Origin of the sequence: Streptomyces lichenis (assembly GCF_023218175.1) — a bacterium.
Lineage (GTDB): Bacteria > Actinomycetota > Actinomycetes > Streptomycetales > Streptomycetaceae > Streptomyces > Streptomyces lichenis.
Genome location: NZ_JALPTH010000035.1, coordinates 1 through 24,429, shown reverse-complemented (window position 1 = coordinate 24,429; position 24,429 = coordinate 1). Strand labels below are relative to the sequence as shown.

18 protein-coding genes are annotated in these 24,429 nt (G+C 76.3%); 13 read left to right on the top strand and 5 right to left on the bottom strand.

Going from position 1 to position 24,429, the window contains the following annotated elements; genetic code table 11:
* Positions 1-269 precede the first annotated feature (269 nt).
* Entirely contained in the window at positions 270-1,730 is a 1,461-nt protein-coding gene (locus tag M1O15_RS27630; RefSeq protein ID WP_248636926.1) for an FGGY family carbohydrate kinase, read from the bottom strand.
* A 453-nt stretch (positions 1,731-2,183) separates the two neighbouring features.
* Here M1O15_RS27630 and M1O15_RS27625 point away from each other — a divergent pair, with 453 nt between their 5' ends.
* Together M1O15_RS27625 and M1O15_RS27620 are read left to right on the top strand one after the other, a co-directional pair.
* Positions 2,184-3,179 (top strand): hypothetical protein, encoded by a 996-nt coding sequence (locus tag M1O15_RS27625; RefSeq protein ID WP_248636925.1) that lies wholly within the window; start codon positions 2,184-2,186, stop codon positions 3,177-3,179.
* An 85-nt stretch (positions 3,180-3,264) separates the two neighbouring features.
* Entirely contained in the window at positions 3,265-4,797 is a 1,533-nt protein-coding gene (locus tag M1O15_RS27620) for an amino acid permease (protein ID WP_248636924.1), read from the top strand.
* A gap of 30 nt (positions 4,798-4,827) precedes the next feature.
* Here M1O15_RS27620 and M1O15_RS27615 read toward each other — a convergent pair whose 3' ends face one another.
* Positions 4,828-5,601, bottom strand: a complete 774-nt coding sequence (locus M1O15_RS27615; RefSeq protein ID WP_248636923.1) for a GntR family transcriptional regulator — start codon at positions 5,599-5,601, stop codon at positions 4,828-4,830.
* 219 nt (positions 5,602-5,820) lie between these two features.
* On the opposite strand from M1O15_RS27615, the gene M1O15_RS27610 reads away from it, so the two are divergent.
* A complete protein-coding gene (locus M1O15_RS27610) occupies positions 5,821-7,011 on the top strand; it encodes a zinc-dependent alcohol dehydrogenase (RefSeq protein ID WP_248636922.1) in 1,191 nt (396 codons plus the stop codon).
* Between the two features lie 143 nt (positions 7,012-7,154).
* Here the strand turns inward: M1O15_RS27610 and M1O15_RS27605 are convergent, their stop codons facing one another.
* From M1O15_RS27605 to M1O15_RS27595, 3 genes are all read right to left on the bottom strand, one after another.
* Positions 7,155-7,697, bottom strand: a complete 543-nt coding sequence (locus tag M1O15_RS27605; protein ID WP_248636921.1) for a PadR family transcriptional regulator — start codon at positions 7,695-7,697, stop codon at positions 7,155-7,157.
* Positions 7,698-7,726: 29 nt separating this feature from the next.
* Positions 7,727-9,754 (bottom strand): oxidoreductase, encoded by a 2,028-nt coding sequence (locus tag M1O15_RS27600; RefSeq protein ID WP_248636920.1) that lies wholly within the window; start codon positions 9,752-9,754, stop codon positions 7,727-7,729.
* A 373-nt stretch (positions 9,755-10,127) separates the two neighbouring features.
* Complete coding sequence (locus M1O15_RS27595) at positions 10,128-11,369, bottom strand: hypothetical protein (protein ID WP_248636919.1); 1,242 nt, start codon at positions 11,367-11,369, stop codon at positions 10,128-10,130.
* 166 nt (positions 11,370-11,535) lie between these two features.
* Between M1O15_RS27595 and M1O15_RS27590 the strand changes: the two genes are divergently transcribed.
* The 10 genes from M1O15_RS27590 to M1O15_RS27545 form a co-directional block, all read left to right on the top strand.
* The gene (locus M1O15_RS27590) at positions 11,536-12,528 is read left to right on the top strand and encodes an ABC transporter substrate-binding protein (protein WP_248636918.1); all 993 of its coding nucleotides are present in this window, start codon (positions 11,536-11,538) and stop codon (positions 12,526-12,528) included.
* 731 nt (positions 12,529-13,259) lie between these two features.
* Positions 13,260-14,228, top strand: coding sequence for a FecCD family ABC transporter permease (locus M1O15_RS27585; RefSeq protein WP_248636962.1), 969 nt, complete (start codon positions 13,260-13,262; stop codon positions 14,226-14,228).
* A complete protein-coding gene (locus tag M1O15_RS27580; RefSeq protein WP_248636917.1) occupies positions 14,225-15,283 on the top strand; it encodes an iron chelate uptake ABC transporter family permease subunit in 1,059 nt (352 codons plus the stop codon). Before M1O15_RS27585 ends, M1O15_RS27580 begins: the two co-directional genes overlap by 4 nt.
* Positions 15,284-15,351: 68 nt before the next feature.
* A complete protein-coding gene (locus tag M1O15_RS27575; protein WP_248636916.1) occupies positions 15,352-16,227 on the top strand; it encodes an ABC transporter ATP-binding protein in 876 nt (291 codons plus the stop codon).
* A gap of 76 nt (positions 16,228-16,303) precedes the next feature.
* Positions 16,304-16,438, top strand: coding sequence for a streptamidine family RiPP (gene amiA / locus M1O15_RS27570; RefSeq protein WP_248636915.1), 135 nt, complete (start codon positions 16,304-16,306; stop codon positions 16,436-16,438).
* Between the two features lie 129 nt (positions 16,439-16,567).
* Positions 16,568-17,419: a hypothetical protein gene (locus M1O15_RS27565; RefSeq protein ID WP_248636914.1), complete on the top strand. Its 852-nt coding sequence runs from the start codon at positions 16,568-16,570 to the stop codon at positions 17,417-17,419.
* Between the two features lie 730 nt (positions 17,420-18,149).
* Complete coding sequence (locus M1O15_RS27560; protein WP_248636913.1) at positions 18,150-19,655, top strand: CocE/NonD family hydrolase; 1,506 nt, start codon at positions 18,150-18,152, stop codon at positions 19,653-19,655.
* Positions 19,652-21,040: a YcaO-like family protein gene (locus M1O15_RS27555; protein ID WP_248636912.1), complete on the top strand. Its 1,389-nt coding sequence runs from the start codon at positions 19,652-19,654 to the stop codon at positions 21,038-21,040. Before M1O15_RS27560 ends, M1O15_RS27555 begins: the two co-directional genes overlap by 4 nt.
* Before the next feature lie 330 nt (positions 21,041-21,370).
* Complete coding sequence (locus M1O15_RS31525; RefSeq protein ID WP_282577338.1) at positions 21,371-22,651, top strand: nitroreductase family protein; 1,281 nt, start codon at positions 21,371-21,373, stop codon at positions 22,649-22,651.
* The coding region (locus tag M1O15_RS27545; RefSeq protein ID WP_248636911.1) for an ABC transporter ATP-binding protein/permease at positions 22,648-24,429 on the top strand (1,782 nt) is incomplete at its 3' end. The genes M1O15_RS31525 and M1O15_RS27545, both read left to right, overlap by 4 nt.

The following is a 24,429-nucleotide window of genomic DNA, read 5'->3' as shown; positions in this document are numbered from 1 at the left end:
CCCTGAACGGTGCCCTTGGCCTGGGGGCCCGTCCCGGCGGTCGTCTTCGGCGGCCCCGAGGCGGTGCCCTTCGTTGAGGGCCGCAGCCCGGCGGCCGTCCCCGGCGGCGCTAGGAGGGCACCCCTCATCAGCCACCCGGGGGCTATGCCCTTCACCCGCGACCCCGGCCCGGCGCCCATCCTCCGCGACCCCGGCCCGGTATCCGTCCCCCGCGACCCCGGCCCGGCCCCCCTCACCGGCGATCCCGGCCCCGCGCTCTTCCCCGGAGGTCATGGCGCGGTGGGGGAGGGGGCCGCCGGGGTGTCGGGCAGTGCGGCGACGGCGGCGCGGAAGGCGGCCATCCGCTCGGCCGCCTCGGCGGCGCCGATGCGCGGCTCGTAGACGGCCGAGGGGGCGGCCCCGGGGACCGCCTCCTTCAGGGTCAGCCCCGGGTCCAGGCCCATCCGGGCCAGCGCGGCGACCCCCAGCGCGGTCGCGTCCGGCAACGCGGCGACCTCCACCGGGAGTTGCAGCAGATCGGCCTGGGTCTGCATCAGCAGCGCCGAGCGGGTCAGCCCGCCGTCCACCCGCAGCGCGGCCGGCGGGGCGCCCAGATCGGCGGCGGCCGCCGCGACCAGCTCCACCACCTGCGCGGCGATCCCCTCGCACAGCGCCCGCACCAGATGCCCGGCGCCGGTGTCCAGGCCCAGTCCGGTGAGCGAGCCGCGGGCCTCGCCCCGCCACCAGGGCGCCGCCAGCCCGGCCAGCGCGGGGACGAACACCACCCCGCCGGCGTCCGGCACCGCCCCGCCCACCGCGTCCAGCTCCGCCGCCCCGGAGAGCACGCCCAGATCGGTGAGCCAGCGCACCGCCGAGGCGGCCGTGTACACCTGGCCGTCCAGGCAGTAGCGGGTCCGGCCGGCCAGCCGCCAGGCCACACAGGAGACCAGCCCCGAGTCCCCGCGCAGGGGCGTGGAGCCGGTGTGGGCCAGCAGGAACGCCCCCGTACCGTAGGTGCACTTGGCCTCGCCGGAGCGGTGCGCCCCATGGGCGAGCAGCGCCGCCTGCTGGTCGACGACCAGCCCGGTCAGCGGCACCTCGGCGCCGAACGCCCCGGTGTAGCCGAACGCCCCGGCGCCGTCCACCACCTCGGGCAGCCGCTCACCGGCCAGTCCGAAGGCGTCCAGGGCGGCCGAGGACCAGGCGGCGGTGTCCAGATCGAGCAGCTGGGTGCGCCCGGCGGTGGCCGCGTCGGTGACGAAGGCCCCGGTGAGCCGGTGGACCAGCCAGGCGTCGCTGGTGGTCACCACGCCCTCGCGGGTGAGATGCCGGCGGATCCAGGTCATCTTGGGCGCGGCGAAGTAGGGGTCCAGCGGCAGCCCGGTCAGCGCACGCAGCTCCTCGGCCCTCGGAGCCAGCGCGGCGCACACCTCCTCGGCGCGCCGGTCCTGCCAGACGATCGCGTCGGTCAGCGGCTCACCGGTCGCCGGGTCCCAGGCGAGCACCGTCTCGCCCTGGTTGGCCAGCCCCACGGCGGCCACCGGCCCCCCGGCCCCGGCCAGCGCGGCCCGTCCGGCCGCCAGCACCGAGTCCAGCAGCTCGCGCGGATCCACCTCGACCCGCCCGCCCGGCAGATGGCGGGGCCGCACCGGAGCGAAGCCGGAGCCGATCACCCCGCGCTCCGGGCAGACCACCAGGGCCTTCGTGCCCGAGGTGCCCTGGTCGACGGCCAGTACCGGACCCGTCGTCATCGCTCTCCCGTCCCGCCCGCCGGTCCTCCGGCCGTGGTCGCCGGCCGCACTGCGGCCATGATCGGCCGCCGCGCTCCGGCCATGATCGTCGCTCGAAGAGTGGTCCAGACCGGAGCCTCCGTCAAGTGCCACCCACGGTACGGAAGATCATCCGAAGTTCATCCGCCCGTACCGTTCACCGGGTGGCCCGGGCAAGCCGACAGGCCGTGTCCGCTCAAATCCGCGCACGAATGTCGGCAATTGTCGAACGGAAGTGCACAACGCGCCATCGATCGGCCCTATAGTGATCGCCGATCAACGGCCGGTAGCCGGCGGTCCGTTCCGGACGCCTGCCGCCTCGCGCGAGCGCCGACCGCAGCACGGCACACCCCCCGCCCGCACGCCTGTACGCCCCGCACGAGGAACCATGACCAGCGCACCGAGATCCGCCTGCCCGCCGACGGGAACGGAGTGATGCCCGGCCCCGACTTCCGGCCGGTCTACCATCCGGCCGGTCATGACGGCCCCCTGCGCGCGACCGTGCAGGACCTCCGGGCCGGACGCTGGCTGTCGATGGCCCAGCTGCTCGCCGCCACCACCGACTGGCCGGCGTGGACCCAGCGCACCCAGGTGCTGGCCGCCGTGGCCGCGGGCTCCGACCTGGTCGAGGTCTGGCGGACCGAGCAGCCCGGCAGCACCGCCGCCCAGGTGATGCAGGCCCGCGTGTCCGTCGAGCGCGCGGTCCGCGCCCACCGCGAACGCCACCCGCGCACCCAGGAGTTGTGGCAGGCCGCCTGGCAGGCCTGCGGTACCGCCACGCACACCGCCCCCGACGACCCGGTGCCCTGGATCTGCTTGCTGGCGCTCTCCGTCCTGGACGAGGACCAGGCGATGGCCGAGCACCGGGTCCGCCCGCCCGGGCCGATGCTGCCGCCCGGGCCCTGGGGGCTGCTCGCCGAGGCCGACAAGCGCGACGCCTACAACCGCGAGGCCTACCACCGGATGCTGCAGTTCCTGCACTCCCGCCGCCGGGGCTCGCGCGGTGCGCTCTCCGAGGCCGTCAACTTCGTCCAGTGGGCCGCCGGTTCGGCCCCGGCCGGCTCCCCGCTGCACGCCCTGCCGCTCTACACCCGGGTCGAGCGCTACCGCCGCGAACGCGGCCAGGAACGCGCCCTCGACCTGCACTGGGTGGCCGAGGACGCGGCCCGCGACGCCGAACGGGCCCTGCTCGCGTGGTTCCAGTACGCCGACCCGTCCGCCCGCTCGCTCACCGACCTCAACCATCTGGCCCACGCCCTGTGGGGCGCGCTGCGGTTCGCCGCCGCCGGGCCCGTCTTCCAGGCCATCGGCCCGTACTACACCCCCCAGCCCTGGATGTACCGCACCCGGGAGCCGGACGACCGGGCGGCGGCCGAGGAGCTGTTCACCCGGGCCCGCGTCCGCTGCCTGTCGGCGGCCCGCGACGGCTGACGCCCCGCCCGTCCACCTGCACCCGCACCCGTCCTCGTACATCCCCCCGTCCCCGTACGTCCTCACCACCCCCGGAGGTAGCGCCATGTCCCGCATCCAGGCGGCCCGGCCGGAGCCCCAGGCTCCGCCCATGGACGAGGAGCAGCGGCTCCGAGAGCTCGGCTACCAGCCGGTGCTCGCCCGCCGCATGGGCGGGTTCGGCAACTTCGCCATCAGCTTCTCGGTCATCTCCATCCTGTCCGGCTGCATGACCCTCTACGGCTTCGGCCTGAGCACCGGCGGCCCGGCCACCATGATGTGGGGCTGGGCCGGCGTCGGCCTGTTCGTGCTCTTCATCGGCCTGGCCCTGGCCGAGGTGACCAGCGCCTACCCGACCTCCGGCGCGCTGTACTACATGGCGGACAAGCTCGGCGGCCGCCGCTGGGGCTGGTACACCGGCTGGCTCAACCTGCTCGGGCTGCTCGGCGCCATCGCCGGCATCGACTACGGCGCCGCCCTGTTCACCGGCGCCTTCCTCAACCTGCGCTTCGGCTTCGAACCGACCCCCGGCTCCACGTTCGTGATCTTCCTGATCATCCTGCTGGTGCACGCCGTGCTGAACCTCTTCGGCGTCCGGCTGGTCAGCCTGCTCAACTCGATCAGCGTCTGGTGGCACCTGGCCGGTGTCGCCGTGATCGTCGGCGCGCTCGCCGTCGTCCCCGACCACCACCAGTCGGCGAGCTTCGTCTTCACCGAGTTCGTCAACGACACCGGCTGGGCCAACCCGTTCTACGTGGCCGCCGTCGGCCTGCTGCTGGCCCAGTACACCTTCTGCGGCTACGACGCCTCCGCCCACCTCTCCGAGGAGACTTCCAACGCCTCGGTGGCGGCCGCCAAGGGCATCGTCCGCGCCATCTGGGTCTCCTGGATCGCCGGCTTCGCCCTGCTCGCCGGACTGACCTTCGCCATCCAGGACTACGCCGGCACCCAGAACAGCGCCACCGGGGTGCCGCCCGCCCAGATCCTCATCGACGCGCTCGGCGACGGCTCCGCCAGCGCCCTGCTGCTGGTCGTCATCGTCGCCCAGTTGTTCTGCGGCAACGCCGAGACGGCCGCCGCCAGCCGGATGGTCTTCGCCTTCAGCCGCGACAACGCCCTGCCCGGCTCCAAGGTCTGGCGCAAGGTCAGCAGCCGCACCCAGACCCCGGTCGCCGCCGTCTGGCTCTCGGTCGCCGTGCCCGCGCTGCTCGCCCTGCCCTCGCTCTGGTCCGCCACCGCCTACGGCGCGGTCACCGCGATCAACGTCATCGGGATCACCCCCGCCTACGCCATCCCCATCTACCTGCGGCTGCGCGCCGGCGACCGCTTCCAGCGCGGCCCCTGGCACCTGGGCCGCTGGAGCAAGCCGATCGGCTGGATCGCGGTGGTCTGGGTCGCCTTCGTCACCGTGCTGTTCTGCCTGCCGCAGAAGTCACCGGTCACCGTGGACTCGATGAACTACGCGGTGATCGCGCTGGCCGTCGTCCTGGTCCTGGCCAGTGTCTGGTGGTACGTGGCCCGCCGCTCCTACGGCGTGCCCACCGCCACCGCGTACGGCTCCGCCCGGGAGCAGGCGGAGATATCCGAGGGCATCGTCTGACCCCCGCCGCCCCCGGGTCCCGGGGGCGGCTCAGCCGGTGAACTCGTAGGTCAGGCCCGCGTGGTCCGGCGCGAACCGGAGATCGGTCAGCTCCAGCACATGGCCGTGCTGGTCGCGTACCTCCCGGTGGACCGAAAGGAAGGCACCGGCGCCGATACCGGTGCGGATGCCGGTGTCCACCCCGATCGACTCCCGCCGGGTCAGCCGCAGCCCGGCCCGCCGCATCCACCGGTACAGCGGACGCAGGTCCGGATCGGCGGGGCGGTCCGCCGTCCGCCGCAGCCGGGCCAGCTCGGGCACCTCGGCCAGCGCATGGCGGGAGAAGCGGGTCAGCGCCTCCTGGAGGACCGCGCCCCGGGGGCCCGGCACCCGGTAGCGGTGCACCAGCGACGGCTCGCCGGCCGCCAGCCCCAGCCGTCCGGCGGGCCCGGCCGGCACCGGCTCCCAGCAGATCCCGGTCACCGCGTCCAGCGACGCGGTGACCGGTCCGCACGGGAAGTCCGCCGTCCCGGCCGGTCCGGTGATCCCGGCCCCCGCCGGTACGAGCACCCGGCCGCCGGAGGGGTCCGCCGGTCCCGCGGCGGCGAAGGTGCCCCGCCGCTCGGTGGCCACCAGGCCCTCCTGCCGCAGCAGTTGCAGTGCGCTGCGCACGGTCTGCCGGTTCACCCGGAAGCGGTTCGCCAGCGAGCGCTCCGACGGCAGCCGGGCCCCCGGGGTTATCCGCCGGTGGGCCAGGTCGTCCCGAAGCGAGGCGGCGACCCGGAGATAGAGCGGAAGCGGCGTGGAGACGCGGGACTCAGCCATTGGTTCAACCCTCAATGTCCTTAGCTCAGCGTAGCCGAGCCTGCCGTGTGGGTGACCCGTTCCTACCATTGGTCTAAACCTCTAGGGAAGAGGGGTCCGGCGATTCTGGCCGAAACGCCCGCCCGGCGTACCGCGCTTCGGTTGTTCGTCCGGCCCCGCCCTGGGTACTCGTCGCCTCTCGCACGCGTGATGCGGGCAACCGGCGAAGGGACGAAGACGATGAGGGCCGTGACCTGGCAGGGCAAGAGGGACGTACGGGTGGAGACCGTGCCCGACCCGCGGATCGAGCAGCCCACGGACGCGGTCATCCGGGTGACCTCGACCGGGCTGTGCGGATCGGATCTGCACCTGTACGAGGTGTTCGGCCCGTTCATGACCCCGGGCGACGTCCTCGGCCACGAGCCGATGGGCATCGTGGAGGAGGTCGGCCCGGAGGCGGGGGACCTCAAGGTGGGCGACCGGGTGGTGGTGCCCTTCCAGATCGCCTGCGGGCACTGCTGGATGTGCTCCTCGGGGCTGCCCACCCAGTGCGAGACCACCCAGGTGCGCGACGAGGGGATGGGCGCCGCGCTGTTCGGCTACTCCCGGCTGTACGGGGCGGTCCCGGGCGGCCAGGCCGAGTACCTGCGCGTCCCGCAGGCCCAGTTCGGCCCCATCAAGGTCCCCGAGGGCCCGGCCGACGACCGCTTCCTCTACCTCTCCGACGTGCTGCCCACCGCCTGGCAGGCCGTCCAGTACGCCGCGATCCCGCCCGGCGGCACCGTCGCCGTACTGGGCCTCGGCCCGATCGGCGACATGGCCTGCCGGGTCGCCCTGCACCAAGGTGCCGAGAAGGTCTTCGGGGTCGACCTGGTGCCCGAGCGGCTGCTGCGGGCCCGGGGGCGCGGGGTGGACACCTTCGACCTGAACGGCTTCGACAAGCAGGAGGAGCTCATCGAGGCCATCCGCGACCGCACCGGCGGACGCGGGCCGGACGCGGTCATCGACGCCGTGGGCACCGAGGCGCACGGCAGCCCCGCCGCCCGCCTCGGCCAGCAGGCGGCCGGACTGCTGCCGCAGGCCTGGGCGGCCAAGCTCTTCCAGAAGGCCGGCACCGACCGGCTCGCCGCCCTGCTGCTCGCCATCGAACTGGTCCGCCGCGGCGGCACCATCTCGCTCTCCGGCGTCTACGGCGGGGCCGCCGACCCGCTGCCCCTGCTCACCCTCTTCGACAAGCAGGTCCAACTCCGCATGGGCCAGGCCAACGTCCGCCGCTGGGTGGACGACATCCTGCCGCTCCTGGTGGACGAGGACCCCCTCGGCGTCGACGGCTTCGCCACGCACCACGTCCCCCTCGCCGAGGGCGCCGAGGCGTACAAGACCTTCCAGGAGACGGCGGACGGCGCCGTCAAGATCGTCATGCGCCCCTGACCCACCCCTCCGGCCTTACGACCTACCGGTGCGGGACCCCAGCCCACGGGGCCCCGCACCGGTAGGGCGGGCCACCGGCCCATGGGGCTTCGCCCTCGGGAGGACCGCCACCGGCCCAGGTCCCCGTCCGTCACCCACGCGGCTCAACGGGTCCGCAGCGTCGCCAGTGCCTCCGTCAGCCAGCCGGTCCAGAACCGCTCCAGCTCGATCCCGCCGCGCAGCACCAGATAGCGCAGGCGGTCCGCCTCGCTGTCCTGGTCCGGGCCGAACTGGCGCCGCTCCATGTCCAGGTACTCGGCCAGCTGCGCCTCGTGCAGGGCCAGATGGCGGCCCAGCTCCTTCTCGATCCCGGCGACCGCGTCCGGGCCCGCCACCGCCGCGGCCCGCAGCCGCAGCAGCAGCGCGTCCCGGATCGGCTTGGGCTCCTCGCTGCGGCCCACCCACTCCGCCAGCTCGGCCCGGCCGGCCGGCAGCACCTCGTACTCCTTCTTCCCGCCCCTGGCCGGCTCCGCGGACCGCAGCGCCCGGATCTGCCCGGCCTCCTCCAGCTTCCCCAGCTCCCGGTAGATCTGCTGATGGGTGGCGGACCAGAAGTAACCGATCGACCGGTCGAAGCGGCGGGTCAGCTCCAGCCCGGACGAGGGCTTCTCCAACAGGGCGGTGAGGATGGCGTGCGGCAGCGACATGACCGCATCCTAGGGACGGCGCCGGCCGCTCACAGCCGCGCCGCCAGCCGGGTGCCCTGGTCGATGGCGCGCTTGGCGTCCAGCTCGGCCGCCACATCGGCGCCGCCGATCAGGTGCGCCTCCACCCCGGCGGCCACCAGCTCGTCGTACAGCTCGCGGCGCGGCTCCTGGCCGGTGCACAGCACCACCGTGTCCACCGGCAGCACCCGGCGCTCGCCGTCCACGGTCAGGTGCAGCCCCTCGTCGTCGATCCGCTCGTACACCGCCCCGGCGACCATGGTGACGCCCCGGTGCCTCAGCTCCGTGCGGTGGATCCAGCCGGTGGTCTTGCCGAGCCCGGCGCCCACCTTGGACGTCTTGCGCTGGAGCAGATGCACCTCGCGCGGGGGAGTGGGCCGTTCGGGGGTACGCAGTCCGCCGCGTTCGGCGTAGCCGGTGTCCACGCCCCACTGCCGGAAGTAGGTCTCCGCGTCCCGCCCGGCGCCCTCACCGCCGTCGGTGAGGTACTCGGCCACGTCGAAGCCGATGCCGCCCGCCCCGAGGACCGCCACCCGCTCGCCCACCGGCGCGGTGCCGTGCAGCGCGTCCCGGTAGCCGATCACACTGCGGTGGCCGACACCGTCGATCTCCGGCACCCGCGGGGTGACCCCGGTGGCCACCACGACCTCGTCGAAGTCCCCGAGCGCCTCGGCCGTGACGTACGTACCGAGCCGCACCTCCACCCCGCGCAGGTCGAGCTGGGCGCGGAAGTAGCGCAGGGTCTCGTCGAACTCCTCCTTGCCGGGGATCCGCCGGGCGGTGTTCAGCTGCCCGCCGATCTCCTCGGCCGCGTCGAACAGGGTGACCTGATGGCCGCGTTCGGCCGCGGCGACCGAGCAGGCCAGCCCGGCCGGGCCCGCGCCGACCACCGCGACCCGCTTGCGCAGCCGGGTGGGGGAGAGGACCAACTCGGTCTCGTGGCAGGCGCGCGGGTTGACCAGGCAGGAGGTGATCCTGCCGCTGAAGGTGTGGTCCAGGCAGGCCTGGTTGCAGCCGATGCAGGTGTTGATGGTCTCCGGCCGGCCCTCGGCGGCCTTGGCGACGAACGCCGGGTCGGCGAGGAACGGCCGGGCCATCGAGACCATGTCCGCCCGCCCCTCGGCGAGCACCCGCTCGGCGACCTCGGGGGTGTTGATCCGGTTGGAGGTGATCAGCGGCACCGACACCGCGCCCATCAGCCGCTGGGTCACCCAGGTGTAGGCGGCTCGCGGGACGGAGGTGGCGATGGTGGGGATCCGGGCCTCGTGCCAGCCGATCCCGGTGTTGATCAGCGTGGCGCCGGCCGCCTCCACCTCCTTGGCGAGGGCGACGACCTCCTCCAGCGAGGAGCCGCCCGGCACCAGGTCCAGCATGGACAGCCGGTAGACGATGATGAAGTCCGGCCCCACCCGCTCCCGGGTGTGGCGGACGATCTCCAGCGGGAAGCGCGTGCGGTTCTCGTAGCAGCCGCCCCAGCGGTCGGTGCGCCGATTGGTCGCCGCCGCGATGAACTCGTTGATCAGATAGCCCTCGGAGCCCATGATCTCGACCCCGTCGTAGCCGGCCGACCGCGCCAGCTCCGCCGCCCGCACATAGTCCTCGACGGTCCGCTCGACCTGCTCGTCGGTCAGCTCATGCGGGACGAACGGGCTGATCGGCGCCTGGAGCGCGCTGGGCGCGACCAGCTCGCGGTGGTAGGCGTACCGCCCGAAGTGCAGGATCTGCATCGCGATCCGCCCGCCCGCCGCGTGCACCGCATCGGTCACCTCGCGGTGGCGCTCGGCCTCCTCCGGCGTGGTCAGCTTTGCCCCGCCCTCGTACGGCCGCCCCTCCGCGTTGGGTGCGATACCCCCGGTCACGATCAGCCCCACCCCGCCGCGGGCCCGCTCGGCGTAGAAGGCGGCCATCCGGGCGAAGCCGTCCTCCGCCTCCTCCAGGCCGACGTGCATGGAACCCATCAGCACCCGGTTGGGCAGGGTGGTGAACCCGAGGTCGAGCGGACTGAGCAGATGCGGATACGGGGACGGGGTCGGGTTCACGGAGCCTCCTCGGGCGGTTCGTCGCGCCCCAGTGTCGCCGAGCCGACCCGCTTATGCAACAAGTTGCACAACGCCCTCCGGGGCCGGGAGCACCCCACCCGCGGCGGCCCTCCGCCCAGAGGCGCCACACGGGCCGGCGCCTGACATGGCGACCTCTCGCCGCCGCGACACCCCGGCTGGCCGGTCGTTCGTCGCCGTGAGGGGCCAGGCGGGTGGACCCGCCATGGCCGACCCGGCGGCTGCCTCGGCTCGGAGCGCGGGGTCGCGGGGAGGGGAGGTGCGAGCGTGGCGAGTCCTCGCCACCCCCCTCACTCAACCCCTATGCCTTTCCCCGACCCCCATGCTGTCCCTCGGCGCTCACTGTGCCCCCCGCTCACCGCCCCACCGGATCCCCGGCGGCCGGGTCGTCGGGGTGGACCAGCGCCAGATGGCCGCCCTCGTGCAGGGGCGTGGGTACGGTGAGGGTGCGGCGCCACTCCGGACGCTCGGCGTCCACCAGCTCGACCTGCCCATGGCCGCCGCGGCTGACGGCGACCAGCGAACCGGCCGGGGAGGCGGCGATCGCCCGCCGCTCCACCCCGTCCCAGGGGCTGCCTCCGGCCCTCGGGGCGCCCGCCATCGGCGCCAGCCCCACCCGCGCGGACACCCGGGGGCCGCCGGGGGAGTCCACGGCGAGCAGCACCAGCTCGTCGCCGTCCGGATGGACCCGGGCGAAGGCGGTGTGCCGGGCGGTCACCGCCAGCCGGAACACCAGGCCCGGGCCGAGCGGTACGCGGCCGGAGCGGCCGGAGTCCAGCCCGTACCACCAGGCGTCGTTGCTCCACTCCGGCCACCGCCCGGGATCGGCGGGCCCGCCGCGCACGCAGGACCACAGCGTCCGCCGCACCGGGTCGAGCCGAAGGTAGTAGCCGCGCCCCGGACCGCCCCAGGGCAGCGCCTCCTCGGCCGTCAACCGCCCTTCACCGTAGGCGAGTCGGTGCACCCCGGAGCCGGCCGCCGCGAACAGCCGCCCGGTGACCGGGTCATGGGCGTCGCCGTGCCCGTCGTCGTCGGGCAGGGCGAGGTCGGCGTCCGGCTCGGTCCGGGGGCAGGCCGGGGCGGCGGCCATCAGCGTGCGGTGCCGGTACGCGGCGAACCGCCCCGGCTCGCGGTGGCGCAGCACCACCAGCGGGTCGGCGCCGCCGGTGACGGTGACCCCCGGCTCGCCGGTGCGGGTGCGTATCCGTACCGCCTCCGGGCCTTCCGGTGCGCCGAGGTCCACGGCGGTCAGCAGATCGGACCACGGCTCCTCGTTGCGGCCGAGCCCGGTGGTGACCGCGAGCCGCCGCCCGGTGGGATCGGCGGCCAGATGCTCGGCGGGCACGGCCACCGGCACGGCCGCCGCCACCAGCGGCCGGTCCCGGTCCGGGCCGTAGGGGTCCAGCACCAGCAGCTCACCCGCCCGGTCGTCGACGAAGGCCACCCGGCCGCCGGGCAGCGCCAGGAAACCGGCGTGCTCGGCGAGATGGCGGCCGTGCAGCGCCGAACTCTCGCTGCCGTCAGGGAGGTTGAGCACGGTGAGGGTGTCGGCCACCTGATCGGCGACCAGCAGGCGCGGGGGCAGGGATGTGGCCATCACGGGCCTCCAAGGTGGGTGGGTAGGGGCTTGTTGGTAATGATTATCATGTGGCATCGTTCTGTCGGGGCATGCCCCCGGCCGTCGCCGCTGCCACTGCCGGCGCCCGCACCGCGCTGCCCCTCACCACCCCGGCCCGACCGCCGGGCCGCATCCCTGGAGTGACATGTCCCGCACCACCCTGTACGCCCTACGACGGTTGGCGCTGAGCGCCGTCATCGCCTCGACCCTGGCCGGCTGCGGCACCGCCGCCGACACCGGTGCCGCCGACGGCAAGCCCGCCGGAACCACCGCCCGTACCGGCACCGAGGTCAAGCCCATCAAGGCGGCCCGCACCATCACCGACTCCCGGGGCACCACCGTCACCACCAAGCAGCCGCCCCGGCGGATCGTCTGCCTGGTGGCCCTCTGCGACGACATGCTCGCCGAGCTGGGTATGACGCCCACCGCCACCAACTCCCGGTTGCTGGCCCACGAGAAGTTCCTCGGCCCGAGGAAGGCGGCCGCCGTCCCCACCGTCCCCGGCGGTTTCCTCAGCCCCGAGGCCGAGGCGATCGTCGGCTTCACGCCGGACCTGGTCATCGGACTGGAGGACACCCACGGCAAGCTCGCTCCCGCTCTCCGGGGCGCCACCACCTTCTGGCCGGTGCAGCCCGCGAAGTGGCAGGACAGCGTCGGCTATCTGCGCGACCTGGCCGCGCTCACCGGTCGCACCCGAGAGGGCGAACGGGCCGAGAAGGCCTTCCGCGAGAAGCTGGCCGCCGCCGAGGCGGAGCGCAGTGACCAGACCGCGCTGGTGATGTTCGGCAGCGACGAGAACTTCGGCGTCGCCACTCCCGGCAACGACGTGGCCGCCGGCCTGCTGCCCAAGGTCGCCCACTACCCCTGGGAGAGCCGGGGCGTGGACGGCTCCTACGCCATGGAGGAGATCCTCGCCCGGGACGTGGACGTGCTCTTCGTGGAGACCCTCTCCTTCGGCGGCCCCGCCAAGCCCGGTGAGCGGCTCTCCGACAAGCTGGCCGCCAACCCGCTGTGGAAGCGCATCCCCGCCGTGAAGAACGGCAAGGTCGTCGAGGTCGACCCCGAGGTGTGGGCCAAGGGCCGCGGCACCCGCTCGCTCGGCATCGTCCTCGACGAGGCCCGGGCCGCACTCCGATGAGGTGGCGTACCCGCGCTACGGGGACGAAGCGCGCCCACGTCGGGTCGGGAGAACGCGCCCTTGATGGGCTGGGGGAACGCGCCCGCGATGAGCCGAGCGACATCGCCTGCGAGGCGGCGAACCACGGTGCCTGCGCTGAGCCGAGCGAAGGCACCCGTGATGAGGCGAGCGACAGCGCCCGCGCCGGGTTGAGCGAACGCGCCCGTGGTGCGCTGGGGGAGCGCGCCCGCGATGAGCCGAGCGGCAGCGCCCGCGAGGTGGCGAGCCAAGGTGCCTGCGCTGAAGCGAGCGACAGCGCCCGCGCCGAGTCGGCAGAGCGCGCCCGTGGTGCGCTGGGGGAGCGCGTCCGCGAGGAGCCGAGCGAAGGCACCCGCGAGGAGGCAAGCGTCAGCGCCCGCGCCGAGTCGGCAGAGCGCGCCCGCGATGCGCTGGGGGAGCGCGCCCGCGAGGAGCCGAGCGAGGGCGTCCTCGCTGGGCCGAGGGAGCGCGCCCGCGATGCGCTGCCGGGGCGTGCCCGTGGTGCGCTACGGGAGCGCGCCTCCGCCGCGAGCCCGGTGACCCTCAGGCGGCGCCTCCCCGTTGCGACCCAGGGACAGACCCCCGCCGCGCCCCAGCAGGGCGTCCCCACCGGCGTACGGCAGGGCGGCGTGCCCGCCGGGGTACGGCAGGGCGGCGTGCCCGCCGGGGTACGGCAGCGCGTCCCCGTCGCCGTGCGGCAGCGCACCCTTCTCCTGGCCCTTGCCGTCCTGCTGCCCGCCGCCGCCCTCGCGACCCTCACCCTCGGCACCCCGTTCGTCCCGCCGGGCCGGCTCCCCGCCGCGCTCGGCGGTGACGACCTCGCCGGGGTCGTCGTCACCGAACTGCGGCTCCCCAGGCTGGTGCTGGCCCTGGTCGCCGGGGCCTGCCTGGGGGCGGCCGGGCTCGTCCTCCAGGAGGCGCTGCGCAACCCGCTGGCCGTGCCCGAACTGCTCGGCGTCTCCTCCGGTGCCGCGCTCGGTGTCGCCGCCCCCCTAGTGCTGGCCCTCTCCCTGCCGGCCGCCGTCGAACCCCTGCTCGCCCTCGCCGGGGCTGTCCTCGGCGGTGCGCTCACCCTGCTCGCCGGCGGCCTCGGCCGCTCACCCTCCGCGGTGCTGCTCACCGGCGCCGCGGTCACCGCCGCCCTCCAGTCCGCGCTGCTGGTGCTGATGGTCCTCGCCGACCAGCTCGACCTCCAGCTGGTCTACCGCTACCTGCTGGGCAGCCTCTCCGCCCGCACCTGGGACGACGTCACCGGCCTCACCCCCTGGCTGGTGGTCTGCCTACCCGCCCTGCTGCTGTGCGCACCGGTGCTCTCGGTGCTCCGCCTCGGCGACGACGACGCCCGCGCCCTCGGGGTCAGGGTCCGCCGCGCCCGGCTCGCCGCCCTGGCGCTCGCCGCGCTGCTGATCGCCCCGGTGGTCGCGGTCTGCGGGCCGGTCGCCTGGGTCGGCTTCCTGGCCCCGCACCTGGCGCGGCGGCTGCGGCCCGATGCCACCGCGGTCGGCTGGCTGCCCTGGTCGGCGGCGCTCGGCGCGGCCACCGTGCTCCTGGCCGACCTGCCCGCCCGGCTCGCCCTGGCCCCGGTGGAGACCCCGGTCGGCGCCTGGACCGCGCTGCTCGGCGTCCCGGCCGGCGCCCTGCTGCTCGGCGGACGGCGCCGGAGCGAGGGGGCAGCCCGATGAGCGCCGCACCACTCGCCGCGGCCGCCGCCCGCGCCCGTACGCTCCCCGCCCCGGCCCTTCTGGCAACCCTCGCCGTGCTCGTGGCGGCGGCCGCGGTCGCCGGGCTCACCGCCGGGCGGGCCCTCGCCCCGGCCGACGTCTGGCAGGTGCTGCGCGGCGGCGGTGACGCCACCGCCCGCCATGTCCTGCTCCAACTCCGGCTGCCCCGCGCCCTGGTGGCCGCCGGGGCAGGCGCCGCCCTCGGCCTCGCCGGGACCGTGCTCCAGGCCGCGCTGCGCAATCCGCTGGCCGGACCCGAGGTCACCGGGGTCACCCCCGGCGCGGTGCTCGGCGCGGTCACCGCCACCGGACTCGGACTGGCCGGCTGGGAGCACCCCGCCGCCGTGGTGGCCGCCGCCTGCGCCGGCGGCTTCGCGGGCGCCGCCCTGCTCTGGGCGCTGGCCGGACGGGAACGCTCCGACCCGGCCCGTACCGCCGTGCACGGCGTCCTCACCTCCGCGGTGCTCTCCGGACTGACGGCCGTGGTGCTGTTGGTCGCCCCCGGAGAACTGGGCAGCGTGGTGCAGTGGCTGGTCGGCTCCACCGAGGGCCGGGTCTGGACCCACTGGCAGCTGCTCTGGCCCTGGGCCCTGGCCTGGGCGATCGCCGCATGGCTGCTCGCCGGTCCGCTCACCCTGCTGCGCTGCGGCGAGGAGCAAGCCGCCGCGGCAGGGCTGGCCACCGGCCGCGCCCGCGCCGCCGCCCTGGTCTGCGCGGTGGCGCTCACCGCCGGGGCCGTCCCGGCCGTAGGCGCGCTGGGCTTCGTCGGGCTGCTCGTCCCGCACCTCGCCTTCGCGCTGTTCGGCGCCGATCTGCGCACCGCGCTGCCCGGCGCCGCCCTGCTCGGCGCGGCCGCCGTCGGCTGGGCGGACGCGGCAGCGCAGTGGCTCTCCCGGCTGGCCGCCGGGGCCCTGGACGCCGACCGGCTGACCGTGCCCACCGGCGCGGTCACCACCGGCGTGGGCGCCCTGCTGCTGCTCGCCGTCGCCCACCGGGGGAGGGGACTCGACCCATGAGCCCCCGCCCGCACCCCATCCACCCCCGCCCGCCCCGTACCCGATCCGCCCCCCGGCGGGAGGACGCCATGACCACCGCACCGACCGACCAGACCGCCTCCGGCACGCCCCAGGCCCCGCCCGGCGGCGGCATCCGCACCGAGGGGCTCTGCTTCGGCTACCCCGGCCGCCCGGTGCTGCGCGGGGTGGACCTCACCGTCCGCCCCGGCGAACTCCTCGCCCTCGTCGGCCTCAACGGCTGCGGCAAGAGCACCCTGCTGCGGCTCTGCGCCGGACTGCTGAAACCCACCGCCGGGCGGGTGCTGCTGGACGGGGACCCGGTCGCCGGGCTCTCCCGCCGGGCCACCGCCCGCCGGATCGCCCTGCTCCACCAGTCGGCCCCGGCCGTGCCCGGGATGACGGTGCGGCAGCTGGTGCGCCAGGGCCGGTACGCGGTACGCGGACCACTCGGCATGCTCCGCGAGGCCGACGATCCGGTGTGTGCCCGGGCGATGGCCGACGCGGGCGTGGCGCACTGGGCCGAGCGGCCGGTGGACGCCCTGTCGGGCGGCGAACGCCAGCGGGTGCGCCTGGCGATGGTCCTGGCGCAGGACACCCGGGTGCTGCTGCTGGACGAACCGACCACCTATCTCGACCTCCGCCACCAGCTGGAGGTTCTGTCGACGGTGGTGCGGCTGCGCGCCGAACGCGACCTCACCGTGGTCATGGTCCTCCATGACATCGGCCACGCCGCCCGGTTCGCCGACCGGATCGTCGCCCTGCGGGACGGCCGGCTGGTCGCCGACGGACCGCCGGATGAGGTGGTGACCCCCCGTCTGCTCGCCGAAGCCCTGGGCGTGGTGGGGCGAGTGGGGCGCGATCCGGAGGGCGGCTGGCCGGTGTGTTACCCGGATCACCCTCTGCCTGATCCACCAGGCATTGAAGATGACAATCATTTTCACTAGAGTCTCTCACGACGCACGGCGACCGCCGCGCGAATCCGCAGCAGCGGAACCATCCGAACCGACGGAGGACCAACTCATGGACCAGAACAAGGTGTTCACCCCGATCGCCGAGCAGGGCCAGCTCGCCCACCTGTCCGCCACCCACTCCAACGCCCTCGTCGAGAACCCCTTCGACGAGCAGGCCGCCGCCGACACCGACGGCAACGAGTAACACCCTCCGAGCGGGCCGGCCCGGGTCATCGCCCAGGCCGGCCCGCACCGCCCCCGGCCGGCAGCGCCCGTCCGCGCCACCGACCGGGGGTTCCCCTCCCTCCCCCCCAACCAGGCACAGGAGTTCCCCGTGGCCAGCGCCCCGCAGCTCGCCCCCGGCGTCACCCTTGTCACCGCCCCCGGGCAGGGCCTCGCCGTCCGCACCGCCGACGGGGCCTTCCTGCGGGTCGACACCGCGGACACCGACCCCGCCGCGCTGACCGCCGCCCTCACCGGGCACCCCTACGGCGACAGCGGCACCCCCGCGCCGGAACTCACCGACCTCATCGCCGCGTTCGAGCAGGCCGGTTACGCCGCCCCCGCGCCGGCCGACCACCCCGGCCGCCTTGACGGACGCACCGTCCACCTCCTCGGCGACGCCGCCCTCACCGAACCCCTCGCCGCGCTCATACGGGAGGAGGGCGGCACCGTACGCCCCACCCACCCCGGCGAACTCACCGCGATATCCGGCACCGGGGCCGCCGCCACCGCCGTCGTCTGGTGCCTGGACCGGCCGGTGCCGCCCGGGCTCTGGGACGACGCCGACCGCCTCCCCGCGCACGGCACGGCCTGGCTCCGCTGCCACCGCGAAGGCGCCCAGCTCTGGCTGGAGCCCTTCGCCGACCGGCCCGGTGACGTCACCTCCGCGCACATCCGGCTCCGCCGCCTCGCCGCCACCCCCGCCCACCGCGAACTCGCCGCCTACTGGGCCGGCCACCGCAGCCCCGAGGCCGCGCCGCCCACCACCGGCGCCCCGGCCGCCCTCGCCGCCGCCCTGCTCGCCGCCGACCTCCTGGCCTGGGCCGCCGCCGACCCTGGCCGCGGCCCCCTCCCCGTACGCCGCCGGCTCCGCCGCCTCGACCTGCGCGACCTCACCGTCACCGAGCACCCGGTGCTCCCGGTGCCCGACGTTGCCCCCCTGCCGAAGCAGCCGACCCGATGAGCCCGGTGCACGGCCGTATCGGCGCGCCGACAGTGATCCCGACGGGCCCTGCCGACGGCCAGCTGGGCCCGATGGGCGGCCATACCGGCGCCCAGACCGCCATCGCGACGGGCCCTGCCGACTGCCCGATGGGTCCGATGGGCGGCCGTACCGGGGTCCAGGCCGCGATCGCGACGGGCCCTATCGGCGGCCCGGTGGGCCCGGCCCACGGGCGTATCGGCGCCCGCGCCGCGATCCCGACGAGCCCTGCTGACTGCCCGTTGAGCCCGATGGGCGGCCGTACCGGCGCCCAGGCCACGATCGCGACGGGCCCTTCCAGCGGCCCGGTGGGCCCGGCCCACGGGCGTATCGGCGCCCGCGCCGCGATCCCGACGAGCCCTGCCGACTGCCCGATGAACCCGATACGCGGCCGTACCGGCGCCCAGACCGCCATCGCGACGAGCCGTGCCGACGGCCCGATGAGCCCGGCCCACGGCCGTTCCCGCGCCCAGACGGCGTTCCCCACAGGCCCTGCCGACGGCCCGATGAGCCCGGCGTACGACGGTCTCGACGGCCGAAAGGCCAAAGCCACGCGCCCTGTCGCAGGCGCGGCCGACGCCGCCGATCATGCCGCCCTCCGGCGCGCGGCCCGCATCCGACGCACCCTCCCGCCCAGCCCCGTACCCCACCCTGCCCACGTATCCCATCCCTCCACCCCGGTGGACCGCGCACGATCCGAACGGCCCGCCCGATGACCGCCGTCCAGCAGGTCGCCGCCGCCGACGGCATCCGGCTCGCCACCGAGGTCCACCTTCCCGACGGGCCGCCCGGACCGCACCCGGCCGTGCTGCTGCGCACCCCCTACGACCGCCGTGCCCACCGGGCCGAAGCCCGCGGATGGGCGGCCCGGGGCTATGCCGCCGTCCTCCAGGACGTCCGCGGCCGGTACGCCTCCGAGGGGCGCTGGCATCCCTACCGGCACGAGACCGAGGACGGCGCCGGCACCTTGCGCTGGCTGCGTGCCCAACGCTGGTGCGACGGACGGGTGGTGGCCGCCGGGGCCTCCTACGCCGCCCACTGCGCGCTCGCCCTGGCGCTCACCGCCCGCGCGGCCACCCGACCGGACGCCGTGATCGCCGCCGTACCCGCCCTCGGCACCGCCGAGACCGCCCGCGAACCCGGCGGCCCCGAACGCCTCCTGGCCCGCGCCGGCTGGTGGGCCGCGCACGGCGACCGCCCCGACTCCGACCCCGCCGCCCTGGACCGGGCCCTCGCCACCGACCCCCGGCTCCTCGAACACCTGCCGGTCGCCGCCCTCCCGGACCGGCTCGGCCGCCCGCTGCCCTCCTGGCCCCAGCTGTGGCGGCACCCCCGCCCCGGGCCACTGCTGCGGCACGCCGGCCGCGCCACCGTGCCGCTGCTCGCCGTCGGTGGCAGCCGCGACCCGTTCGCCGGCGACACCCACCGCCTCTGGGCCTCCTGGGGCGCCCCCGCCCGGCTGCTCCTCGGCCCCTGGGGCCACGGCCTCACCGCCCAACCCGGCCCCGAGGCCCGCCCGGGCCACCGCATCGACCTCGGCGGCCTCTACGCCCGCTGGGCCAGCGCCGCCCTGGCCGGCCGGCTCACCGAGGGCGCCGCCGGGGCGGTCGCCCTCGGCGGCAGCGAACTGTGGTGCCGGGCCACCGCTCCGGCGGGGGAGCGGCGCTGGCACCTCGGCGCCCCCGACGGGCTGCGCCCGCTGCGCGGCACCGCGTTCACCGCCGATCCGGCCCGGCCCGTACGCTCCGACACCCTGGACATCCCGAGAAGTGGCACCCCCGACCGGTGCCTGCTGCTCACTCTGCCCCTGGACCGGCCCCTGGACCTGCTCGGCCCCGCCGAACTGGCCCTCACCGCCAGTGCCGACACCGCGCACGCCGACTGGGCCGTCCGGCTGGTCGCGCTCGCCCCCGACGGCACCGCCGACCCGCTGGCCTTCGGCGCCGTACGCCGCGCCGACCCGCCCGGCGCCACCGCCGCGTTCACCGTGCCGCTCGGCCGGCTCGCCCGCCGGCTGCCGGCCGGCACCCGGCTCCGGGTGGAGGTCGCCGGCCACCACTTCCCCGCCCATGTCCGCCAGCCGCACACCGGCGCCGACCCGGTCACCGCCACCCGGCTGCTGGCCTCCCGCCGTACCGTCCGGCCCACCGGCAGCACCCTGCGGCTGGCCGTCGGCCGGGCCACCCCCATCGACCCCGCCGAGGAGACCTGCCGGTGACCACCGCCACCGCCCCCACTTCGCCGCCCCTGCCGCTGGACGCCCTGGTGGACCCGGTCTGCGGACTGATCCGCGCCGTCGCCCCGGTCGACCACCCCGAGGGTGCCCCACCCCGCTACACCGCGATGACCGCCGATGTCTCCGACGCCCGCAGATTCGGTGCCTGGCCCGCCGACCGGGTCTCCCTCGGCACCACCTTCGGAGACCCGGAGGGTGCCCGCATCGCCGCCATCGCCGAGGCCGCCGAACGCTACTGCGGCAACCGGCTCCCGCCCCCCGGCCACCCGGACGCCCCGCGCCGGGCCACCGCCGCCGAACTCCGCGCCGAGGGGCTGCGGTTGTACGGCCCCGAGGAGCTGCCCGGGTACGCCGACTGGCAGTACGCCCGCCCCGGCTTCCCCTACCAGCGCCTCACCCCCGACACCCCCGCGCTCTGGGCCCGCGGCAGCGAAGACGGCCGCGACTGCTGGGCGCCGGTCGCCCTCACCCACCTCAACTGGCGCCAGGGTGAGCTGCGTTCCCTGCCCCGTACCCACCATCTCAACTACGCGGGCATCGCCACCGGTCAGGGGCTGGACGACGCGGTCGAACGCGCCCTGCTGGAGATCGTGGAACGCGACGCGCTCGAACTCTGGTGGCATCTGGACGGCCCCACCCGCGGCATCGACCCGGCCAGTGTTCCCGGGCTCGACCGCGATCTGGCGGGCTGCGGACTGGACGTCTGGATCGTGGAGATGCCCTCCGAGTTCGCACCATGTATGGCCGCACTCGTCCACGACCCGGCACTCGGCATCCACGCCGCCGGCTTCGCCTGCCGCCTCGACCCCGCCGAGGCCGCCCGCAAGGCGGTGCTGGAGGCGGTGCACACCTGGGTGTTCAGCCAGGGCGCCGTCGAGGCCGACGGCTGGGTGTTCCGCGCCATCGAGGCCGGTCTGCTCGCCCCGGGCCTCTATCTGGACCACCGCCCCGACCGCCGCTATCTGGACGACTGCGGCACCGACTTCGCCCGGGTCCGCGACCTCGGCGCCCATGTCCAGGTCTGGCTGGACCCGCGCACCGCCCCCCTGGCCCGCCGCTTCACCGAACCCGCCCTCGGCACCATCGCGGTGACCGACCTGCGGAACGGCAGCCGCGCCGAGCTCGACGCCCGCCTCGCCGAAGGAGGTCATCGGGTGATCACCTTCGACCTGACCACCGAGGACGTCGCCGAGACCCCGCTACGGGTCGCCCGCGTCCTGGTCTCCGGCCTGATCCCCAACGCCCCTGCCGCCTTTGCCTACGTGGGCTGCCCCCGGTTCGCCGAGGCCGCCCTCCGCCGCGGCTGGCGCACCAGCCCGCCCGCCGGACCCGCCGACTTCACCCTGGCGCCCCCGCCGCATATGTGACCCCGCCCGCCATGGCGCCCACCGGGCCCGATAGCCGCGGCGGCAACCCGCCCTGTGCGCCCGCGAGTCCGGCCCCGCCCGCCCCCACCGCGGAACCCCGGCCGGTACGGCGGGGACGCCGCCCGGCACTCCGACGGTCGCCGCCGCGACGACTGCGGCAACCCCGCCCCGTACAGCCACCGCCCCCACCGGCCCCGTCCGCCGAACGGACCGCCCCGCACCGCCTCCGTCACGAGCCCACCGCCCCCCATCCGCCGAACACACCGCACCGCACCACGCCACCGTTTCCGCCTCCGCATTCCGCCTTCCGCCTTCCGTCGAGGACACCCCATGCCCCGTACCGCGTCCGCACCCGCGCCCGATCCGCTGGTGGCGGCCGCCCTGGCCCGGGCGCGTTCCGGGCGCGTCCCCCGGCCGCCGGCCGCCCTGCCCCGGGCCGCCGCCGCACCCCGGGGCCCGGGCATCGCCCCGCCGCCACCGCTCGACCGGCTGCTGCGCCTCGCCCTCGCCGCCTCACCCGAGGACCTCCGCGGCCGGCTGCGCCCCGCACCCTCGGCGGGCGCCCTGCACCCGGTCACCGCCCACCTGCTGGCCGGCCCCGGCGGCGCCCTGCCGCCCGGCCGCCACCGCTACGACCCGCTCCACCACCGCCTCCACCCCACCGGCCCCGCCCCGGCCGACGCCCCGCCCGGCACCCTCGCCGTGCTCACCCTGGACCCCGTTCCGACCACCGCCCACTACGGCCACCGCGGCTGGCCCCTGCTCCTGCTCGACGCCGGCCACACGGCGGCCGCCCTGGCGCTCGCCGGTGCCGCCGCGCTCTGCCTGGACGCCGACGGCGACCTCCTCGCCCGCGCCGCCGGGCTCACCACCACCGGCCGCCACCACCCGGTCGCCGCGCTGCGACTCACCCCCGAGGGCCCCGCCGACGCCCTGGAACGCTGGGCCGCCGACACCGACCCGCCCACCCGCTCCCCGCACCCCACCGGCCGCCTCCTGCACGCCCTCACCCGCGCCCCCGGCACCACCCCGTCCTGGCAGGCCGCCCCCGCGCCCCGCCACGCCGACGCCCTGCTGCTCCAGCGCCGCAGCGCCCCACCCGGCTTCCCGCACCCGCCCTCCGCCGCCGAACTCGGCGCCGTCCTGCGCACGGCCACGGAACACGGCCCGGCCGCCGTCTCCTGGTGCGCGGCCACCGGCGGGCTCCGCCCCGGTCTGCGCCGGCTCGGCCCGGACGGACGCGGTCCGGTCCTGCTCGCCACCGGGGAGGCCCGCCCCACCCTCGCCGCCTGGGCGGCCCGCCAGGACTGGATCGCCGACAGCGGCGCCTTGCTGCTCGCCCACGGCTGCCCCGGCGACGCGCCGCCCGCCGCCATCCGCGCCGCCCACCTCGGCGCCGGCTACGCCATGGGCCACGCCCAACTCGCCGCCGCCGCCCTCGGACTGAGGTCCCGACCCGTCGGCTCCTGGCAGCGCGCCGATCTCGGGGCCGCGCTCGGCGGACCGGCCGACCGCGACTGGGTGCTGCACGGACTCGCCCTCGGCCGCACCGAGGACGACCCGTCCGGACCGCCCGCCCTCCCGACCGCCACCCCCAGGGATCCGTCATGATGCTCCACCCCGAGCTGCTGCGCGCCGCCCGCCCGGCACGCGGGCCGCTGCTCGCCGCCACCGGGCTGCTCGCCGCCGTCGCCCTCACCCAGCTGGGGCAGGCGGTGCTGCTCGCCCTCGCCCTGGCCTCCATCGCCCGCGGCGACACCGGACAGTTGCCCGCCCTGCTCGCCGGGGTGCTGGCCGCCGTACTCGCGCGGGCCGTGCTCAGCCACCGGCAGCGCGCCCTCGCCGTCCGGGCCGGGGCCCTGGTCCGCGTCCGCCTCCGCGACGAACTGCTGGCCCACCTCGGCCGCACCGGCGGCCCGGCCCGCGCCGAAGACCGGGCCGGGGCGCTGCGGGCGGTGCTGGTGGACGGCGTCGAGGGCGTGGACGCCTATGTCTCCCGCTATCTGCCGCAAGCGCTGGTCACCTGCGCCCTGCCGCCCCTGCTGCTCGCCGCCACCGCCGCCGTGGAACCCCTCGCCGCCCTCGCCCTGGCCCCCGCCGTCCTGCTCGCCGTGCTCGCCCCCCGCCTCTGGGACCGGCTGCTGCGCCGCCGCGACCAGCAGCACTGGGGAGCGTACGAATCCCTCGCCGCCGACTTCCTGGAAGCCCTCCAGGCCATGCCCGCCCTGCGGGCCGCGGGCGCCGTCGACCGCACCCGGGCCCGGCTCGCCACCGCCTCCGGCGCCCTGCACCGCGCCACCGTCGCCAAACTGCGGGTCTCCCTGGTCGACACCGCCCTCACCGACCTCGCCCTCCAAGGCGGCGCCCTCGCGGCCGCGCTGGTCGCCTGCTGGTCCGCCGCCACCGGGCAACTCGCCCCCACCGGCGCCTATCTGCTGCTGATGCTGACCGCCGAGTGCTTCCGCCCGGTCCGCGACCTCTCCCGCGCCTGGCACGCCGGCCACCTCGGCGTCTCCGCCGCCGACGGCCTCACCCGGCTCCGTACCGCCGAGGGCGGCGTACCCGACACCGGCACCCGCCCCACCGACTGGCCGGCCGCCCCCGCCGTCCGCTTCGACTCCGTCGGCTACCGCCACCCGGGCGCCGCCCATCCCGCGCTCACCGAGGTCGCCTTCACCGCCGAGGGCGGCCGCACCACCGCCATCGTCGGCCCCTCCGGCGCCGGCAAGTCCACCCTCCTCGGCACCCTGCTGCGGCGCCACGACCCGGACGCCGGGCGGGTGCTGCTCGACGGCACCGACATCCGGGACCACCCGCTGGCCGCCCTGCGCCACGGCATCGCCGTCGTCTCCCAGGACACCTACCTCTTCCACGGCTCCGTCGCCGACAACCTGCGTCTGGCCCGCCCCGACGCCACCGAGCGGGAACTGCACGCCGCCGCCCGCGCCGCCGGCGTCCACGACGAACTGCTCACCCTGCCCGACGGCTACGCCACCGTCCTCGGCGAACGCGGCGCCACCCTCTCCGGTGGCCAGCGCCAACGGCTCGCCCTCGCCCGCGCCCTCCTCGCCGACGCCCCGGTCCTCGTCCTGGACGAGGCCACCAGCGCCGTGGACGAGAACCGCCAGGCCCATATCGGCGCCGCCCTGCGGTCCGCCGCCCGCGGCCGCACCTGCCTGATCGTCGCCCACCGGCTGTCCTCGGTACGGGACGCGGACCGGATCGTCGTCCTGGACCGCGGCCGGGTGGACGCGGTCGGCGACCACCGCACCCTGCTCGCCGCCGGCGGCCTCTACGCCCGCCTGGTCGCCGCCGACCGCACCCCGGACCCCACCCCGCACACCGCCCCCCCCCCCGCCACCCCCCCCCCCCCCCCCGATCGGAAGAGC

Excerpts from the sequence above, each read along its gene's own strand:
- M1O15_RS27630 (WP_248636926.1), bottom strand. The coding sequence starts at position 1,730 with ATGACGACGGGTCCGGTACTGGCCGTCGACCAGGGCACCTCGGGCACG.
- M1O15_RS27625 (WP_248636925.1), top strand. The coding sequence starts at position 2,184 with ATGCCCGGCCCCGACTTCCGGCCGGTCTACCATCCGGCCGGTCATGAC.
- M1O15_RS27620 (WP_248636924.1), top strand. The coding sequence starts at position 3,265 with ATGTCCCGCATCCAGGCGGCCCGGCCGGAGCCCCAGGCTCCGCCCATG.
- M1O15_RS27615 (WP_248636923.1), bottom strand. The coding sequence starts at position 5,601 with ATGGCTGAGTCCCGCGTCTCCACGCCGCTTCCGCTCTATCTCCGGGTC.
- M1O15_RS27610 (WP_248636922.1), top strand. The coding sequence starts at position 5,821 with ATGAGGGCCGTGACCTGGCAGGGCAAGAGGGACGTACGGGTGGAGACC.
- M1O15_RS27605 (WP_248636921.1), bottom strand. The coding sequence starts at position 7,697 with ATGTCGCTGCCGCACGCCATCCTCACCGCCCTGTTGGAGAAGCCCTCG.
- M1O15_RS27595 (WP_248636919.1), bottom strand. The coding sequence starts at position 11,369 with ATGGCCACATCCCTGCCCCCGCGCCTGCTGGTCGCCGATCAGGTGGCC.
- M1O15_RS27590 (WP_248636918.1), top strand. The coding sequence starts at position 11,536 with ATGTCCCGCACCACCCTGTACGCCCTACGACGGTTGGCGCTGAGCGCC.
- M1O15_RS27580 (WP_248636917.1), top strand. The coding sequence starts at position 14,225 with ATGAGCGCCGCACCACTCGCCGCGGCCGCCGCCCGCGCCCGTACGCTC.
- M1O15_RS27575 (WP_248636916.1), top strand. The coding sequence starts at position 15,352 with ATGACCACCGCACCGACCGACCAGACCGCCTCCGGCACGCCCCAGGCC.
- amiA (WP_248636915.1), top strand. The coding sequence starts at position 16,304 with ATGGACCAGAACAAGGTGTTCACCCCGATCGCCGAGCAGGGCCAGCTC.
- M1O15_RS27560 (WP_248636913.1), top strand. The coding sequence starts at position 18,150 with ATGACCGCCGTCCAGCAGGTCGCCGCCGCCGACGGCATCCGGCTCGCC.
- M1O15_RS31525 (WP_282577338.1), top strand. The coding sequence starts at position 21,371 with ATGCCCCGTACCGCGTCCGCACCCGCGCCCGATCCGCTGGTGGCGGCC.